General features: G+C 41.0%; 13 protein-coding genes and 2 CRISPR repeat arrays. All 13 genes read left to right on the top strand.

Annotated features, from left to right (window positions below):
* Positions 1-130: 130 nt before the first annotated feature.
* The 13 genes from ACP8HI_RS14970 (at position 131) to ACP8HI_RS14910 (ending at position 19,595) form a co-directional block, all read left to right on the top strand.
* Positions 131-739 carry a copper amine oxidase N-terminal domain-containing protein gene (locus ACP8HI_RS14970; protein WP_438347022.1) on the top strand — a complete coding sequence of 203 codons (609 nt, stop codon included), beginning with the start codon at positions 131-133 and terminating at the stop codon, positions 737-739.
* A 545-nt stretch (positions 740-1,284) separates the two neighbouring features.
* Positions 1,285-3,268: direct repeats of the CRISPR family, unit length 33 nt; unit sequence GTCGCACTCTGTATGGAGTGCGTGGATTGAAAT.
* 518 nt (positions 3,269-3,786) lie between these two features.
* Positions 3,787-3,960, top strand: coding sequence for a hypothetical protein (locus ACP8HI_RS14965; RefSeq protein ID WP_438347021.1), 174 nt, complete (start codon positions 3,787-3,789; stop codon positions 3,958-3,960).
* Between the two features lie 123 nt (positions 3,961-4,083).
* Positions 4,084-6,519, top strand: coding sequence for a CRISPR-associated helicase Cas3' (gene cas3 / locus ACP8HI_RS14960; protein WP_438347020.1), 2,436 nt, complete (start codon positions 4,084-4,086; stop codon positions 6,517-6,519).
* Positions 6,520-6,534: 15 nt separating this feature from the next.
* Positions 6,535-7,263 carry a type I-C CRISPR-associated protein Cas5c gene (gene cas5c / locus ACP8HI_RS14955; RefSeq protein WP_438347019.1) on the top strand — a complete coding sequence of 243 codons (729 nt, stop codon included), beginning with the start codon at positions 6,535-6,537 and terminating at the stop codon, positions 7,261-7,263.
* A complete protein-coding gene (gene cas8c, locus ACP8HI_RS14950) occupies positions 7,260-9,281 on the top strand; it encodes a type I-C CRISPR-associated protein Cas8c/Csd1 (protein ID WP_438347018.1) in 2,022 nt (673 codons plus the stop codon). The genes cas5c and cas8c overlap by 4 nt, the downstream gene beginning before the upstream one ends.
* Positions 9,256-10,134, top strand: a complete 879-nt coding sequence (cas7c, locus tag ACP8HI_RS14945; protein ID WP_438347017.1) for a type I-C CRISPR-associated protein Cas7/Csd2 — start codon at positions 9,256-9,258, stop codon at positions 10,132-10,134. The genes cas8c and cas7c overlap by 26 nt, the downstream gene beginning before the upstream one ends.
* On the top strand, positions 10,121-10,780 hold the full coding sequence (gene cas4, locus ACP8HI_RS14940) for a CRISPR-associated protein Cas4 (protein ID WP_438347016.1): 660 nt from the start codon (positions 10,121-10,123) through the stop codon (positions 10,778-10,780). Before cas7c ends, cas4 begins: the two co-directional genes overlap by 14 nt.
* Positions 10,777-11,808, top strand: coding sequence for a type I-C CRISPR-associated endonuclease Cas1c (gene cas1c, locus ACP8HI_RS14935; protein WP_438347015.1), 1,032 nt, complete (start codon positions 10,777-10,779; stop codon positions 11,806-11,808). The genes cas4 and cas1c overlap by 4 nt, the downstream gene beginning before the upstream one ends.
* A gap of 10 nt (positions 11,809-11,818) precedes the next feature.
* Positions 11,819-12,109, top strand: coding sequence for a CRISPR-associated endonuclease Cas2 (gene cas2 / locus ACP8HI_RS14930; protein WP_438351846.1), 291 nt, complete (start codon positions 11,819-11,821; stop codon positions 12,107-12,109).
* A 168-nt stretch (positions 12,110-12,277) separates the two neighbouring features.
* Positions 12,278-14,699: direct repeats of the CRISPR family, unit length 32 nt; unit sequence GTCGCACTCTACACGAGTGCGTGGATTGAAAT.
* 318 nt (positions 14,700-15,017) lie between these two features.
* The gene (locus tag ACP8HI_RS14925) at positions 15,018-15,935 is read left to right on the top strand and encodes an ArsR/SmtB family transcription factor (protein ID WP_438347014.1); all 918 of its coding nucleotides are present in this window, start codon (positions 15,018-15,020) and stop codon (positions 15,933-15,935) included.
* Between the two features lie 486 nt (positions 15,936-16,421).
* On the top strand, positions 16,422-17,741 hold the full coding sequence (locus tag ACP8HI_RS14920) for an ABC transporter substrate-binding protein (protein ID WP_438347013.1): 1,320 nt from the start codon (positions 16,422-16,424) through the stop codon (positions 17,739-17,741).
* A 57-nt stretch (positions 17,742-17,798) separates the two neighbouring features.
* Entirely contained in the window at positions 17,799-18,740 is a 942-nt protein-coding gene (locus ACP8HI_RS14915) for a carbohydrate ABC transporter permease (RefSeq protein ID WP_438347012.1), read from the top strand.
* A gap of 12 nt (positions 18,741-18,752) precedes the next feature.
* A complete protein-coding gene (locus ACP8HI_RS14910) occupies positions 18,753-19,595 on the top strand; it encodes a carbohydrate ABC transporter permease (RefSeq protein ID WP_438347011.1) in 843 nt (280 codons plus the stop codon).
* Positions 19,596-19,670: the final 75 nt, after the last annotated feature.

Genomic DNA, 19,670 nt, shown 5'->3' with positions numbered 1-19,670 from the left:
ATGAATACAGCGATAATCAGATAAGTAGTCATAATATCTAGCTTCGTATCATAAATCAAACAATGACCTTTATTCCAATTGTTTATGCTATTATAAATAGTAACATTATACTATAAGGGGTTAAACAACCATGAGAAAAAGAGTCATTACTAGTTCTTTAGCATTCATTTTACTTCTATCCAGTGCAACCGTATCTGCTCATCCAGGTAGAACGGACTCAAGTGGTGGTCATTATTGTCGTACCAACTGTGCGAAATGGGGATTAAAAACGGGAGAATACCATTATCATAATGGTGGGGGTTCCACTTCAAGCGGTTCTTCATCTAGTTCAAGTTACACAGCGCCTAAAAAAGATTCAAAACCTAAACCTACAAAGCCAACTTATAAAGAGTCTGGTCTTGAAGTTTATGTGAATAGCGAGAGAATCGTATTTAGGAGTGAGCCGGTAATTTACCAGAATACTAATCTTGTTCCACTCCGTGAGATTGCTGAAGGAATGGGCGCGACTCTTACCTATGATAAGGATAGCGGGACGATTGGCGTAACAAAGGGAGATAGAAAGATGACTTTGACCATAGGAAGTAAAACAGTGTTTTATAATGGTATATCGGAAACAGCTAGTGTAGCTCCGATAGTAATCAAAGGGGTAACATATGTTCCTGCTCAGGTTTTTGCTAGGGGCTTGGGAGGAGTAATGGAATACAATAAGAATAATAACACGTTGGAAATTACAATCTAACATACGTAGGAGAGCTGAATGGCTCTCCTTTTTTGTGATTGATAAACAAGAAAAGGGTTGGGGACATACGCCATATCTATCTATTTAGATTGGAGCCATATTACTGCAATAGCAATTGCAGAATTTCTATTATCGTTTTAATTCGCCGTGTTGAAGTTCATACCGTATGACATGCTTGCCTCTTACTTTCTGTTACATTCTAATAGTCAAACACTGATTTTGAGGTTGAGTCATAAAATAGAAGCTAAAAATAGTGAATCAATTCCTTATTTTGGTTAATAGGCAGGTATGATATAATATGGGAAACAATGAAACATATTAGATCAAGCATCTAGTTGAGAAGCCGGTTTACAAGTTGAAGGGTTATTGATTTTCTAGTGCGAACCCGAAGCACACATGAATTCCCTGGGAGGTTCGCACCTACAATTGGTGAAAAATAGACAAAATTTAGTTAATTTCGGGATTTAAATTGAGAGTAAAAGTGTTAATTTGTTTATTTCCACTAAAAAATCATTGAAAATCTACTTTTACATCACTTTTTCGCAGTCGCACTCTGTATGGAGTGCGTGGATTGAAATCGGAACAACATAAGTAAAGTTAATTGATCCGTATTCGTCGCACTCTGTATGGAGTGCGTGGATTGAAATCTCTAACTTCTTTCTTAATCTGCTTGCGCCTGAGTCGCACTCTGTATGGAGTGCGTGGATTGAAATTTTTACAGATGGATCTGATTCAACGAATGCAATGGTCGCACTCTGTATGGAGTGCGTGGATTGAAATCAATAAACAGTATTCGTCTGCTGATCTACTGCCGTCGCACTCTGTATGGAGTGCGTGGATTGAAATGATTACCGTATTACCTTGTTGGATGCTAGTTAAGGTCGCACTCTGTATGGAGTGCGTGGATTGAAATATATCATCTTTTGTCATTATAATGAGTCCCCCAGTCGCACTCTGTATGGAGTGCGTGGATTGAAATCATACGCGTACATCGGTAACGACTTTACGACTAGTCGCACTCTGTATGGAGTGCGTGGATTGAAATCGAGGGCGTTAAACTCGTCCGTAATCAGCACGGGTCGCACTCTGTATGGAGTGCGTGGATTGAAATACCCTCTTCTCCTGCCTCACATCGGACGAGACAGGGTCGCACTCTGTATGGAGTGCGTGGATTGAAATTCTCTTTTTTATGTTTGGAGGGCTAAATAATGAAATCGTCGCACTCTGTATGGAGTGCGTGGATTGAAATGTTGTAATCGATGTTTTTAAAACCCCGCCTTTAGTCGCACTCTGTATGGAGTGCGTGGATTGAAATTTCTACGCTAGCCTGAATACTGTTGCGAAGCTGACGTCGCACTCTGTATGGAGTGCGTGGATTGAAATCCTTTCAGTCCTTCGCGATACTCTTCCTGCTCTTCGTCGCACTCTGTATGGAGTGCGTGGATTGAAATCATCTATATCAAGAGCGACAATTCCTGTCTTGGGTCGCACTCTGTATGGAGTGCGTGGATTGAAATATTTTGCAATATGCGCTGGATCGTCGTGACCCCCGTCGCACTCTGTATGGAGTGCGTGGATTGAAATCTAGCAAGCCTCCTAACAATCCCGACCCGTCACCATAGTCGCACTCTGTATGGAGTGCGTGGATTGAAATTTCGAATCGCATCCCTCGGTTAGCGTGACTCATTCGTCGCACTCTGTATGGAGTGCGTGGATTGAAATCATTGCGTCCTCTGGGTGATCGTAGTCACGACCCTGTCGCACTCTGTATGGAGTGCGTGGATTGAAATTCTTCAGCCTGTATAACGACTAATCGTTTTTCGTGTCGCACTCTGTATGGAGTGCGTGGATTGAAATGATTTCCGAATATTCTATCTCAGCTAAGAGGTATCGTCGCACTCTGTATGGAGTGCGTGGATTGAAATCTATGTAGATCATAGTGGTGCGCTGAGATGAATGTCGCACTCTGTATGGAGTGCGTGGATTGAAATAAGGTTAGCGAAGTAGGGCGCTGCCCCTTACACCCGTCGCACTCTGTATGGAGTGCGTGGATTGAAATATTTATTCATTGCTTATGTATCCATATTACAATCGTCGCACTCTGTATGGAGTGCGTGGATTGAAATGTTTCTAGTGTGTAAGCACAATTACGGAAGGAGGTGTCGCACTCTGTATGGAGTGCGTGGATTGAAATCACTGATTGTGACAAGTAACGTCCTCGACTATCGTCGCACTCTGTATGGAGTGCGTGGATTGAAATATAATCGCCTGTACATTAAATCAACAGGAGATTTCGTCGCACTCTGTATGGAGTGCGTGGATTGAAATCGTCAATTAACGCTGCAATCGGCGGAGGGTACTTGTCGCACTCTGTATGGAGTGCGTGGATTGAAATTTCGGTGTCGCCTATGAGATCGAGAAAACACCTGGTCGCACTCTGTATGGAGTGCGTGGATTGAAATTCTCACCATTTTCGTAACGCTCAATCACTAATGCGTCGCACTCTGTATGGAGTGCGTGGATTGAAATATCCATGGGTGAATCATGTATACCTCACCGATCTGCGTCGCACTCTGCGTGAGTTCCTAGATTGAAATATTAATGTTTCAATGTTATAATTCTTCACATCTTTTGTCGCACTCTATATGAGTGCGTGGATTGAAAATATATATTATTTAATATGAAGAGAAAAAGGTCCATTTTTACTTTAGTAAAAGGGGACCTTTGTTTTAATGAGTAATTTGACATTCTATATATTATTTAATATAATAATTTTACTATTTTGAAATAGATCGCTCTTTTATTATTTGCAAATGCACGAACGTTGGCCAACTTCTTCATACTCTTAGCATCTTCAGAATTCGCTAAACTGAGCATGAAGTTCAAGGGAATAAACGCTGGGCCGTCTCAGCAATCCAAAGTTAACTATTATACGTAAGCTTTTGTAGTGGTGCTAGAGGTAATCCAAACAGATACTGGTACTATTATAAATCAGTGGACATGTACTGGGGGAATGTTACAATTATAATGGGAGGTTGTGTCGATCCATGACAGATAAGCAAGTCGGACAGCGTGTAACTAAAAAAATCAGAGTAGGTAATGAACAGATTTCTGCCGTAGAGGTCAAGAAATTCAAATCCAGAATTAAAGAACTTGAAGAGCAAAATGGTGCCTTAAAAAAAGTTGTGACCCTATTCGCTAAGGACCAGAAGATCGATTAAGGAAGGAAACCAAAGATGATTATCCGGATATATCACGAAGAAGGTGGTTATGGTGGTCATAGGACTATTAAGAAACTGTTCAGTTTAGTGTCGAGAATCCGTTATGGATAAGGAGATGTGTTCATGATTGCGCATATGAGAAAGTCTGATTTCAAAGAACAAACAGTGCAAGAACATTTGGAAGCGGTCTCAAACATTGCGAAGGAATTCGGCAAGAAGGTGAACGTTCCATCCATGGCGGAGCTTGCTGGTTATTTACATGACATGGGAAAGAATACGAAAGCCTTCAGTACATATATTGAAAATGCTGTGAAAAAGCTAGGAGCACCTTCTGTAAAAATTGATCATTCGTCGGCAGGGGCGAAGTATTTATATGAAAAATATTATATTGATTCTCCCAAAAAGCTAAGCGAGAGTATATCCAATATTGTGATCGAAATGGTAGGGATGGTTATTCTCTCACATCATTCGGGATTGCAGAACTTTTTGCAGACGGATGGGAGTCAATCTGATTTCTTTAGAAGGGTATGTAGGGAAGACCTCCCTCATTACGAGGAAGTATGCACAACATTCTTAAGCGTTCCAGGCAATCAAGCGAGGGTTGAAGAACTCTATCAGGCTTCATTGAAGGAAATGAAAACCTTTCTATTGCAACTTCAACAACTATCGAAGCAATGGCAGAGGAAAAGTCACATCTCTAAGCCTGTCTATCATAGTATATTGATGAAGTATATCTTTAGTTGTCTTATTGATGCGGATCGTACAGATTCTCGTCGATTTGATGAAGATGATCATTCGGATTTATATCCATCGAATCAGTTGTTTTTTAAAGAGAGTTATGATCATTTGATAGATCAATTACAAGAATGGGCAGCAGGTCCAGATGCGTCACATCCGATCAATGAGCTACGTGCAGCGATGTCAGAGCAATGCGATCTTTTAGCAAAAGAACCTTCAGCCATTTATCAACTATCGATTCCGACGGGTGGTGGGAAGACATTTGCAAGCTTGCGATATGCGTTGAAGCACGCGCATTTAGAAGCCAAGGATCGAATTATCTATGTCGTCCCATACACAACAATATTAGAACAAAATGCAGATGCCGTTCGGAAGATTATTAAGAACAAAGACATGGTCTTGGAACATCATGCGAATGTCATTGATGATGCAGCAGGTGATGACGAACTAGATGGTTATCAAAAGCCTTCACTAAAACAAATACAGTTAGCACGAGATAATTGGGATCACCCGATTATTTTCACCACGATGGTACAATTTCTAGATACATTCTATGGTAAGGGCACTCGTAAAGCACGTAGACTACATAATCTAACTAATGCGATTGTCATCTTCGATGAAGTGCAATCTGTCCCTATCAAGCATATCCCTTTATTTAATAGCGCTGTGAACTTTCTACATTACTTTGGCAAGAGCAGTATTATTCTGTGCACAGCAACGCAGCCATCGCTTACAGAAACAGATTATCCACTACTGATGGATGCAGATGCTGAAATGGTGAAGGATTTACCCTATGTTGTGAAAGCGTTTCAACGGGTGTCTATCGCGAGTAAAGTAACCACAGAAGGTTGGAATGCGAACAAAATTAGCAACTTTGCGTTAGATGAATTGGAAGATAAGCAATCATTACTTATTATTTTAAATACGAAAAAGGCAGTTCTAAATGTGTATCATGAGTTGAAGGAATCATCAGGATACAGCGTATATCATTTAAGTACATCGATGTGTCCGCAGCATCGCAAAGATATTCTAAAAGAAGTAAAGAAGAAGCTTATGTCAGGCAATGAGAAAGTGATCTGCGTAAGTACGCAACTTATCGAGGCAGGAGTAGATATTAGCTTTGAATGTGTCATTCGCTCACTTGCTGGATTAGATTCGATCGCCCAAGCGGCAGGTCGCTGTAACCGCAATGGTGAATACGCCAAAGGAACGGTATATATAATACGTGCTCAAGACGAAGCTTTATCCAGATTACCTGAAATTGCACTTGGTCAAAAGGTGACCGAACAAGATGTCCTAACTCGAAGTGAATTAGCTGAAGATCTGCTTAGTCCGATAGCGATTCAGACTTATTTTGACTTCTATTTAACGAAGGCCAAGCGAGAAATCCAAATGTTAGATACCAAGCTTAATATTCCCTTAATTGAATTGATTGATCAGAGTCAGAAGTATTACGGAGCTGTGCCACAGGGAAGTCCTACAACGTCAGAACGATCGATGTATAAGACGCTTGAATCTCGTTTCGAAGTTATTGAAGCCCCGACGACAGGGATATTAGTTCCATATCATGTTGAAGGCAGGAATTTAATAGCAGACTTGAATGAGGAGATCCGTGATTACGATCGTTTGAATCTGTTGTTAAAAAAGGCTCAGCTATATAGTGTCAATGTGTATAGTCATACGTTACGTCAGTTAGTTAAAGAAGATTTGATCTTTCCACTTCATACGGAGGGGATATATGCACTTCAGGATGGCGGCTATCATAAGGAATTCGGTCTGTCCCTTACTGGAGAAGGAGAACAGAGTCAATCTATCTATTGAAGGAGGTGAGAAAACATGCGAAATAGTATTGATTTTATTGTTCATGGTAAATACGCTCTGTTTACAGATCCTGTTACCAAAATTGGCGGGGAAAAGTTCACATATCAAATTCCAACATACCAAGCGCTGAAAGGGATTGTTGAATCTATCTACTGGAAGCCCACCGTTATTTGGTATATAGATGAAGTCAGAGTAATGAATGCAATACAAACGGAAGTGAAGGGCTTACGTCCGACGAAATATCACGATTCATCCAATGAGCTAGCTTATTATACTTATTTACGTAATCCATCCTATCAAGTTCGCGCTCACTTTGAGTTCAATGAGCATCGTCCTGACCTTGAACAAGATCGCAATGAGAATAAACATCATAATGTCGCGAAGCGTTCAGTTGAACGTGGGGGACGGCGAGATATTTATCTTGGAAGCCGAGAGTGTCAAGGTTATGTTGAAGCTTGTGATTTCGGAAGCGATGAGAGTTACTACGATAAATATGGAGAGATTAATTTCGGCTCCATGTTTCATGGATTTAACTACCCAGATGAGACTGGCAGAAATGAATTAGAAGCACGGATCTGTATTCCTGTGATGAAGAATGGTGTTATCCAATTCGATAGACCCGAAGATTGTCTTACTGTGCGTTCCATTAAAGAGCAGGAGCTAAAAGCATTCAAGCTAGGTACGAATCTGAAGTGTGTGGAGGAAGAGTATTCCGAAATGTTCCACGGGGAGGTGAATAAATGAGCTGGATGAAGCGCTTGTATGATGTGTACGATAATAATATCAAGCAAGTAGGAGAGTTTAAATCGCGGGGAGAAGGTCAACGTTTCACGTTGCTTCCAATCTCCCATGTGACTCAAAGTGCCCAGATTGAAGTGACATTAGATCGTGAGGGTAACTTTTTTGATGCAAGGGTTGTAGCAAAAGAGGAAGCAAGAACTATTGTGCCAGCAACGCTAAACTCGGCTAATCGCGCAGGAGCGAAGGTAGCGGGACACTTTATACACGATAAGTTGTTTTATGTAGCAGCAGATTATATGAAGTATGGTGGGGCGCAGAAACGTGCAGATAATTACCTGCAATATATCGCCCAGATGGAAGATTGGGCAACGAGTGAATTCAGTCATCCCAAGGTTGAACTAATATACAACTACGTGAAAAAAGGTAATGTTATCCGTGATCTTGTGGAAGCGAAGGTGCTATTTGTAGATGAGAATGGCAAGTTAATTGAGAAATGGACAAGCAGTGATGCTACGAAATATGGGATAGAGAAACCCGATATTTATAAAGTCGTCACTGGAGATAGCAGCGAGTCACTTGTGCGCTTCAATCTGTTAAGGGAACACTCAAAGGATCTTCCTGTATGGGAAGATAAAGAACTTTTTCAAATATTCCAGAACTACCTTGCTCATACAATGGACGGAACTGCGGCCAAAGGTCTCTGCTATATTAGCGGTGAAATTGTAACATTGTCAGAGCAGCATGGATCACGCTTGCGTAATGCGGGTGATATGTCCAAGTTAATTTCTTCTAATGATGACAAAGGATTTACATATCGCGGTCGTTTCGACAAACCTAGTCAAGCCGTGCAGATCGGATATGATGTATCTCAAAAAGCGCATAGTGCATTAAGATGGCTCATTCAACGGCAAGGATACCGCGCGGATACACGGAGTTTTATTACATTTGGAGTTGAAAAACCTGCGGTAGTTCAGCCTCTCCAAGGAACATTAGATATATTTAAGAACTTGAATAAATTAGATGCATCAGACGAATTGGATGAATTAGACGAACAGGAGCTCGAATTGGAACGTGGCCTGTTATTTAACAACGAGACTGAACGAGATTATACGAATCTTGTTATCGCTGAACAAGTTCAACAAGCACTTCAGGGAATGAAGCATAACTTCCAAATTGAAGGAGTTAAACAAATTATTGTGATGGCTGTTGATGCTGCGACAACCGGAAGATTGGCTATAGTGTATTACCAGGAGCTGGATAGTGAGTTATTTCTAGATGAATTATCTCATTGGCATCGTACGTGCAAATGGTATCAGTCTTATTATGATGAGGATACCAAAAAGGTAGTGAACTATGTAGGAACACCTTCAACATACCATATTGTTGAGTCGGTCTACGGTGACAGAGCAGATCCCAGAATAAAAAGGGAATTGTTTACGCGGTTACTACCTTGCATCGTTGACCATGCGGCGATACCAAAAGATATCGTAAGAACGATCTTTAATAGGGTAAGAAATCCAATGAGCTTCAAGGATGACTTATTAAGTCCATCAGGGGATTGGCAAAGAACATTGAATATTGCTTGCGCATTGATTCGCAAACAGTATGAAAAGGAGAAAATCGATATGACGTTAGACCTTGGAAATTCATCGCGCGACTATTTGTTTGGAAGGTTGCTTGGTGTGGCGGAAGTGCTAGAGCGTAACGAACTTAAACTTCGGAAAGACAGCCGTGCAACGAATGCTTTACGCTATTTCAATGCATTCTCACAGCGTCCTGCACGTACATGGATGACGATCCGCAAACAAATCCATCCTTATCAAGTCAACCGAGGGGAAGAAATGTCTTATTATAATAAGATGATTCGAGAGATTGAAGATCGTATATCAGTTGATAAAATGAATAATGAAGCGTTAGGTCCGTTGTTCTTACTCGGATACAGTAGCCAAGTAAAGGAGCTTTACACAAAAAAAGAACAGAAAGAGGAGAATAAGGATGACAATAATTCAGAACAAAATTGATTTTGCTATTGTGTTTACAGTAAATAAAGCTAATCCTAACGGAGACCCTTTGAATGGGAATCGCCCGCGTCAAGATTATGATGGACATGGAGAAGTATCCGACGTTGCGATTAAGAGGAAACTTCGCAATAGGTTACAAGACGCAGGAGAAGCCATCTTAGTCCAATCGGATGAACGTCGTACAGATGGCTATCGTAGTATTAATGACCGTGTATTAGGAAATGAAGATGTTGCACCGTATTTTGCAAAGAATAATAAAGCGGCGAATAAAGAGGAATTAGTTGAAATGTTTGCTAGCAAGGCGTGGTATGATGTTCGCGCATTCGGGCAAGTGTTCGCTTTTAAAGGAACGGATGTATCAGTAGGAGTAAGAGGCCCTGTTTCTATTCATGCAGCAACCAGCGTTAGTCCTGTTGAAATTACGAGTATGCAAATTACGAAGAGCGTCAACTCTACGACGAATGAGAAGGATCCAAGTAGGAAGACTTCCGACACCATGGGGATGAAGCATCGCGTCGATTTCGGAGTATACCTTTTCTGCGGTAGTATTAATCCACAATTAGCGGAGAGAACGGGATTCTCAGATGAAGATAGTGAGAAGTTGAAACAGGCATTCATTACATTATTCGCAAATGATTCTTCTTCAGCAAGACCAGATGGCAGTATGGAAGTGAATAAAGTGTTCTGGTGGGAACACAACTCGAAGCTAGGTCAATATTCATCTGCAAAAGTACATCGTTCGATTAAAGTAAAGTTAAATGACGACGATAAAATTCCGAATTCAATAGATCACTATACGATCACAGTAGAGCAACTAGAGGGTTTATCTGTGAAAGAATATGACGGACTATGATGCATCGGAGTTTCTCTTATTGTCAGGGATTCAGCATTTCCAGTTTTGCGAAAGACAATGGGCACTAATCCATATTGAACAAGAATGGGAAGAGAATGTTCTAACGATTGAAGGGAGCCATCTACATGAGAAAGCGGATGACCCTTTTATTAGAGAAAAGCGAAAAGATGTATTATATGTGCGCGGGCTTCCCGTGCACTCTTCTAAATTGGGACTTACAGGGGTTTGTGATGTCGTTGAGTTTCATAAAGATCCTAATGGCGTACCGTTACAAAATGAAGAAGGAACATACTTGCCCATACCAGTTGAATATAAGAGAGGTAAACCTAAAAAGGATCAGTCAGACATTTCCCAACTTGTGGCACAGGCGATATGTTTAGAAGATATGCTATATTGCACAGTTCCTCGCGGTGAACTCTTTTATCATGAGACTCGTCGGAGGGTAGAAGTGGAAATAACAGAAGATTTGAAAAACAATGTGAGAAAAACAGCCCAACGTATGCATGACTACTATAAAAGAAGGCACACACCTCGTGTGAAAACAGGGGAACACTGTCAGAGCTGTTCATTACGTCATATTTGTTTGCCAGAGTTACTTACGAAGGAATCTGTCGCACGTTATATGAAAAGGATGTTGGCAGAATGAGAAAGTTGTTAAATACGATATACGTTACAACGCCAGATGCTTATCTTGCTTTGAAAGGTGAGAATGTGTTGATCATCAAAGATGATGAAACGATTGGTCGAGTACCTCTACATAATTTGGAAGCCATTTGTACATTTGGACATCAAGGAGCAAGTCCTGCGCTTATGGCTGCTTGTGTAGAACAGAATATTGCCATCGTCTTTCTAACGAGTAATGGTCGATTTCGTGCAAGAGTCATCGGGCCTTCCAATGGAAATGTCGTGTTAAGGAAAACACAATATAGAATTTCAGATGATGAGCAGAAAAGCGCACATATCGCCAGGCATTTTCTAGTTGGAAAGTTGTACAATGCGAAATGGACTTTAGAGCGAATGACAAGAGATCATGCTTTGCGAATTGATGTTGAGAAATTCAAAAACGTGTCAGCTCATTTAACAGAGTCGATGAAACAACTCATGACTATCGATGATTTAGAAGTGTTACGTGGGGTCGAGGGGAATGCCGCCAGTGCTTATTTTTCTGTAATGGACGATATGATCCTGCAGCAGAAGAAGGATTTTTTCTTCAAAGGTAGAAATCGAAGACCCCCACTGGATAATGTGAATGCACTATTGTCATTTGCTTATTCATTACTATCTTCTGAGGTTGGAGCCGCATTGGAAGGCGTCGGGCTAGATGCTTATGTTGGTTTTCTACATCGAGATCGTCCAGGTAGAATGTCACTCGCGCTTGATATGATGGAAGAATTGAGAAGTGTGTACGCAGACCGATTCGTGCTATCGTTAATTAATTTGAAACAGGTACAAGCATCTGATTTTCTGAAAAAAGAAAGTGGTGCCGTACTGATGACGGACGATGCACGCAAAAAGATACTACAACTGTGGAAAGACAAAAAGGAAGAGAAGATTACACATCCATTTCTAAAGGAAAAGATATCTTGGGGACTTGTCCCGCACGCTCAAGCGCTTCTGTTAGCTCGTTTCATTAGAGGAGATATTGATGCATACCCGCCATTTCTATGGAAGTAGGTGAACGATAATTCTAGTATTGATTACGTATGATGTCAGCACGATATCTGATGGAGGTACAAGAAGGCTGAGGGTAGTCGCTAAGAAATGTGAGGACTATGGTGTACGCGTACAAAATTCAGTCTTCGAATGCATTGTTGACGCAACACAATTAAAAAAGCTAGAAATAGAATTAGAAGAACTAATTGATCCAACTGTCGATAGTTTAAGGTTTTATATACTAGGAAACAACCATAAACATAAGGTCAAACATATTGGAGCTAAGTCGAGTTTAGACGTTGAAGGACCATTGATTTTCTAGTGCGAACCCTAAGCACACATGAATTCCCTGGGAGGTTCGCACCAGAAAAGAGTGGATAATATACTTTATTTTAATAATACTGGGTTTTTATATTAATGGAAAAGGCTGGATTCATTTGTTTTCCTCTATAAAATCGTTGGAAATCCACTTTTACATTAGTTTTTCGCAGTCGCACTCTACACGAGTGCGTGGATTGAAATATGGCGATGCGTATAGTCGGTAACATGCGGGGAGGTCGCACTCTACACGAGTGCGTGGATTGAAATCCAGGAGTACATGCTGTATATGCTTTTTGTCCCTGTCGCACTCTACACGAGTGCGTGGATTGAAATGGATGGTGGCTATATCTATCCTGATTTAACAGAGTCGCACTCTACACGAGTGCGTGGATTGAAATTTTTTTTTCAACTTCCAAAGGTTCTTCACGATCAAGTCGCACTCTACACGAGTGCGTGGATTGAAATTCCGATCTGAACATCGGTTAAGCAGCTTAGAGTGGTCGCACTCTACACGAGTGCGTGGATTGAAATGCCCGATGGTAGAGCCTATATATATCAGGATATGGGTCGCACTCTACACGAGTGCGTGGATTGAAATTTATGAAGATTGGTATCGGATCGCGGACGTACATGGTCGCACTCTACACGAGTGCGTGGATTGAAATCAACTTGGAATAAGCTATATCCGAACAATTCAATCGTCGCACTCTACACGAGTGCGTGGATTGAAATGTCCAAAGTGATCTCTGATTAAGATGTAACTTAGTGTCGCACTCTACACGAGTGCGTGGATTGAAATATGTTATCTAAAGGACGTCCAATATCATTGGGTTGTCGCACTCTACACGAGTGCGTGGATTGAAATGATAAATCACGTAATCCCACCGGAGTCCTAACGCGTCGCACTCTACACGAGTGCGTGGATTGAAATCTCCAGTGTGATTCTCCCTTTTGCAACTTGACCCTGTCGCACTCTACACGAGTGCGTGGATTGAAATTTCCTCAACGTCCTGCGCTGTGCAAACATCACACGTCGCACTCTACACGAGTGCGTGGATTGAAATGAAAGCAGCGCGCAGCACATCGTTAATAATATCGTCGCACTCTACACGAGTGCGTGGATTGAAATTTTGTCCATCCTCTTCACCACCCGTTTCCCTCGAGTCGCACTCTACACGAGTGCGTGGATTGAAATGTTCACTTGGCGCGAATGGTCGGAGCAGTCGTTCCGTCGCACTCTACACGAGTGCGTGGATTGAAATATAACTAGCACTTTCACGTATAAAGGATTCTTGATGGTCGCACTCTACACGAGTGCGTGGATTGAAATTGTAGGTGAGCTACCTGGATGACCCGTTGTATTGACGTCGCACTCTACACGAGTGCGTGGATTGAAATCTGGAACTTGACCGCAGACATGAGGCAGCACTGAGGTCGCACTCTACACGAGTGCGTGGATTGAAATTTCGGGAGTTCCGTTGTAAAGTGTGTCCATTTCGTCGCACTCTACACGAGTGCGTGGATTGAAATCTGTAGCCAGTTATAACACACTCCGAATACTGCGTCGCACTCTACACGAGTGCGTGGATTGAAATCTCTTATGTGTTATTATTTATCCAACTACGTTAGGTCGCACTCTACACGAGTGCGTGGATTGAAATTCTTCATTGATCTGCTTATCGAGTGCAGATGTTGTCGCACTCTACACGAGTGCGTGGATTGAAATATTTTAGGGTAGATCACGCTATTCCCATCTCCTGAGTCGCACTCTACACGAGTGCGTGGATTGAAATTTGGTTGGCGGTGGTCCTAAGCGATCATTCAACGCGTCGCACTCTACACGAGTGCGTGGATTGAAATCATTTTATTTAGTGACCATGTTTTTGTTAGAGTTGTCGCACTCTACACGAGTGCGTGGATTGAAATTTCGATGTACCACACCGCTCACATACTGGAATGTCGTCGCACTCTACACGAGTGCGTGGATTGAAATTTTTATCCTAAATCCCATGTCACGCATTTTCACAGTCGCACTCTACACGAGTGCGTGGATTGAAATTCAACAGCATCCATGAACAAGTCTGGAATACACACGTCGCACTCTACACGAGTGCGTGGATTGAAATTCACTATCAGGAAGGTAAGCGTCCAAAAGATATCGTCGCACTCTACACGAGTGCGTGGATTGAAATGATAAAAACATCATGGAACTTCCACAGGAAAGATAGTCGCACTCTACACGAGTGCGTGGATTGAAATATCCGGAGGGTATCGATCAAGAAACCGAGGTTATCGTCGCACTCTACACGAGTGCGTGGATTGAAATTGATTCTCGCTGCAGTAACTCTTTGATATTTTTCGTCGCACTCTACACGAGTGCGTGGATTGAAATCAAAAAGATGCAGCAGGAACGATCGTTACATTTGTCGCACTCTACACGAGTGCGTGGATTGAAATTTCTTCAAATGGATGCTCCGGCTCATCAGGCGCTAATTCGCACTCTACACGAGTGCGTGGATTGAAATTACAAGCGAGTTTGGAACGTACAAAGCCTGTAACGTCGCACTCAACATGAGTGCGTGGATTAAAATTGCTAAGGCGCTATTGGCAATACGATGCCGTAATGGGAAGTACCAAATAAAGCGGTCACTGCATTGGCTCGCACTCTGAAACGATTTTCTCATGAAATAATGAGTTTTTTAAAATGTCTACTTAAAGGAGATAATAGCATCTTTTAGCTTTTTTTATTTCGACAAACCTTTTACTCAGTGATTAGACAAGGTTTTACAAATCAAGTGATTGACACATATATTACTAGAAAAAAGATCTGCTTATTGCACTCTTAGCAATGAGGTATAATGATAACTAATTAATTGATTTAAGAGATTCTAAGTTGGGGGAAGTGCAATATGTTAGAGTTGATCATTGACGAATCGGAACGTTTACGAATAGTGGCGCATGCGTTATCTTCAGATGTTCGTATTAACATTATTAAGCTTTTGAATTTTAAAAAGGAGAACATCGTGGATATTGCTGAGAAGCTAAATCTACCTGTTTCTACAGTCGCGTCGAATATCAAAGTTCTGGAGGGTGCTGGGTTAATCGTTACGGAAGTACAGGCTGCATCCAGGGGAACTATGAAACTTTGTACAGTAAATTTCAATGAAATTCATATGAATCTAAATGTAAATGTAGGGTATAATGATCCAACAAATGTTTACCAAATCGATATGCCAGTTGGCTTTTTTACCGATTGCGAAATTCATCCCACTTGCGGTTTGATTAATGATAATGGGATTGTTAAACCTCAAGACGAACCGTCTTATTTCTTTCATCCGGGGAGAGTTTCCGCTCAACTGATTTGGTTCCAGCGGGGTTACGTCGATTATAAATTCCCGATTACCTCTGATACAAATACGAACATCAAGTCAATTCAATTTTCTATGGAGCTTTGTTCCGAAGCGCCTGGTTATGATCACAATTGGCCGTCTGACATTACAGTATGGATCAATGATATAGAAATTGGAACTTGGACTTGTCCTGGAGATTTTGGCGATAGAAGGGGAAAACTTAACCCACTATGGCTTCCTGACAATCATACACAATACGGTTTGCTAAAAACCTGGAAAGTTGATAACGGGGGAAGTTACTTGGATGATGTGAAAATTTCGGATATTAGATTGCCGGATATCTCATTTAAAATGAATAAATTTATTAAATTTAGAATAGGCATCAAACCCTATTCAGCGAATATCGGCGGAATCAATCTATTTGGAAAAGAGTTCGGTGATTACAATCAGGACATCATTATGAGAATTATATACTAAAGTTAATGTAGAAGGATCGCAGAAAATGGCGATAGCATGCCGCAACCTTTAGACCCGGATTGGGTCTATTTGGCATAATTAGGTATATAAAAGAAGGTAAGCATCGAATATGTTATTGTAAAATGATTCTATCCGTTAATAATAGACTGATCTCGACAGCAATCTCTTGCATTCGAGTATATTTTGAACAATCTGATGTTTTTCTATTTCGTCATAAGAAAGGTCGTTCCCGGGACTGGGCTTTCTCATTTCCGAGGAGTAATTTCAAGTCAAAAGGTATCAATACACGATTCATTACGGATATTGTGTAACAAATCAAAAAGTGGGAAAAAAGTGTTGACGAAACAAAATAACTGATTTATTGTTTAGATTGTCATTGGACGGAAACGTTAATGGAAAAATATTTGTGGAAAGGAGAAAGAATTGTAAACGCTGTCACAAAGAAAACTTAGTTGGGTTTAGATTACACTTGTGGGGGGGATTTCTGTGAAACGGTTCAAAATCTGTGCGATTACAGTATGCGTAATTCTTCTTTCAACTTTGATTCTAAGTGCTTGTTCCAGTACCGGTAATAATAAATCTGTTTCGGAACCGAAAAGTAGTGATCCTGTAGCTTCTGGTGAGAAGGTCACTATTACCTATTGGAACTTATTCGGTGGTGGCGATGGTGTTATCATGAATGAAATGGTTAAGAAATTTAATGATGAATACAAGGATCAAATCGAAGTCAAAGCTCTGACGCAAGATTGGGGCCAGTTCTATACAAAACTTCAAACGGCAGTTGCTGGAGGGAATGCTCCGGATCTCGCAATTTCACATACATCGAAGCTTTCCGAATTAGTAAGTTTAGGAATCGTTGAACCGATGGATGCTTATTCGGAATCCATTGGTTTGGAATGGAACGATTTTAATGAGAACATTCTATCCGCGTCAATCTTTGATGGTAAGCATTACGCAATGCCTCTAGATGCTCATCCGCTTATATTATACTATAACAAGAAAATTTTGAGAGATTTGAACTTGTTGGACGAGAATGACCAGCCTCAAATTGAACCTGGCCCGGAGGGATTTACAAGCTTTATCCAAAAGATTAAAGAGAGCGCTCCAAGTGGCATTGAGGCGATGCTTATTCCATCTGATGGTGAAGATCCGTACCGGGTTTGGTGGGCGCTGTACAATCAGCTAGGCGGACAAGGGTTATTTGATGAATCTGGTAAAAAGGTTACATTGAATAACGAGCAAGGCAAAAAGGCAGCAGAGTTTGTCAGTAGTCTATTTAGTAGTGGTTTGGTGAAGAAGAACTTTCCGAAGGTCGGTGAAACATTCCAAGCGGGTAAGGGAGCTTTACTACCAACAGGTGTATGGTTTACGAGTACGCTTGAAGCAACGAAAGGTTTAGAGTTTGGAGCCATTCCGTTCCCACAGATCTTCGATAAGCCTGCTACATGGGTCGATTCGCATAATTTCATTCTACCTATGCAAAAGAAAGGTGCAGACGCAAACAAAGTGAATGCAGCGATGACTTTTGCTAAATATGTAACGGACCATGCTGCGATGTGGTCTAAGGCTGGGCATATCCCAGCTTCCAAGGTGGCCGTAGAGTCTGAAGAATTTAAGAAGTTGCCTCTTCGCCAGGATTATCTTCAGGCAGGTAACGATGGGGTATATCTACCTAATTCGCCAAAATTGTGGCCAGTGAAGGATCAGCTAGTTCAGGCCTTGAATACAATTTGGTCTGGAAAAGTCCCTGTAGATAAAGGTTTAGAGGCAGCCGTTCAAAGTATGGAGAAGATTCTGACACGATAAATCATGTTTGGCATCGGGGTTATTGAGAGTAACTCCGATGTACTATGGAGGTGAATCATGAAAACGGTAACGGTAGTAGAACCTGAACTTACCCATATCTCTGTAGGAATGCGAAAGAGGAAGAGGAAGCTAAATAATGAACTACTAGCATCCGCCTTCTTAGGGCCTTATTTCATTTTTTTTCTAATCTTTTCAATTGTTCCGATTTTTTACGGGCTATTCGTAAGTCTTCACGATTGGACATTGATTGGCAAAGTGGAATTTGTCGGCTTGGATAACTACTTATATGCGCTTCAGGATACTGACTTTTGGGCCTCATTGTGGAATACAACCTATTTCGTTCTGATTTCAACGCCTCTAATGATCATTACTTCTTTTGGTCTTGCTTTAATACTTGATTCAAGAATTAAAGGTCGGACATTTCTTAGAATCATATTCTTTATGCCTAATATACTATCGGTTGCGGTTGTTAGTTTCATATGGATTTTCGTTCTTGCTCCTTACAGCGGATTGGTCAATACGGTGTTACATAATATCGGCCTTTTAAGTCCAGGAACAGAACTCTTTTGGTTGGATAGTCCAGATCTGGCTTGGATATCTATTGTCATGATTACGCTTTGGTGGACACAAGGCTTTAATATGATCCTGCTCTTGGCAGGGCTACAGGATATTCCTATTGATCATTATGAAGCGGCGACGTTAGATGGTGCGAATACGTGGGCGAAATTTAAATTTATAACTATACCCGCGATGCGCGGACTAATTGTGTTAATTACTGTGCTTCAGGTTATCGCATCTTTTAAAGTATTCGGTCAGGTATGGTTAGTAACGCGCGGGGGTCCCGGCAATGAAACTAGGACAATAATCCAATACATTTATGAAACTGGTTTTACTGCGAATGATCTAGGATTATCTACGGCTATGTCATTTATGTTTTTCATTTTTCTTATTATTCTTTCATTTTTTCAACTTAAGTTTTTTGGTAAAAAGAAGGATTAAGGAGATGAACAAATGGGCGAATTCGCTGGATCTCAAAAATGGACAATTTCTAGAATACTGCTGTACGTCATAGCTTTTGGTTTAGCGATTATTTTTTTCGTTCCGGTCCTATACATGGTGTTTACTTCATTAAAACCTGAAGGTTCAATCATGGGGAATTTATTTGATCGTGTATTGCCTCCATTTACGTTTGACAATTACTTTTATATCTTTGAGACCGCGCCAGTCATAAAATGGACTATGAACAGCCTGATTGTGTCCATTATTGTTCCTGTGCTCAGTTTAACAATGGCTTCCTTGGCTGCTTTTGCACTTTCGAGAATTGATTTCAGCTACAAAAAAATTGCCTTTTGGTTAATTCTGAGCGGAATGATGATTCCAGGAGAAGCAACAATCGTTTCCTTGTATATGGTAGCCAACAGCTTGAATATTCTCGACTCTTATGCGGCTTTGATTCTACCAGGACTAGCAGGGCCGCTTGCTGTAGTGATCATCAAACAGTTTTTTGACGGGATGCCTGATGAGTTAGTAGAGGCAGCCAAGATCGATGGATGTAGTCTGTTTCGTATATGGTGGAACATTTTCATCCCTCTGTCAAAACCGGTATTTGCTTCATTAATGATTTTTTCTTTTCTTGGTTCTTGGAATGATTTCCTTTGGCCGTTTTTATCGATTCAATCGGAAGATTTATTTACCTTACCCATCGGCATTCCATTTTTCATGAGTTCCTATAACCAGGATGAGACTCTACCGATGACGATTAACGCTTATGCATCGATTCCAATCATCATCGTCTTTATCATTTTCCAAAAGTATATTGTGAAAGGCATGACCTTATCCGGAATAAAAGGTTGATTATACACATGAAGATACGATTTAAGTGATATTGACCGAAATTTACCAAACTATAAACATTAAAAGGAGAATCAT

The organism is Paenibacillus sp. FA6, from assembly GCF_051550225.1.
Classification (GTDB): domain Bacteria; phylum Bacillota; class Bacilli; order Paenibacillales; family Paenibacillaceae; genus Paenibacillus_AQ.
Note: the sequence above shows the minus strand (reverse complement) of the source record. Positions and strands in the feature narration are given on the sequence as shown.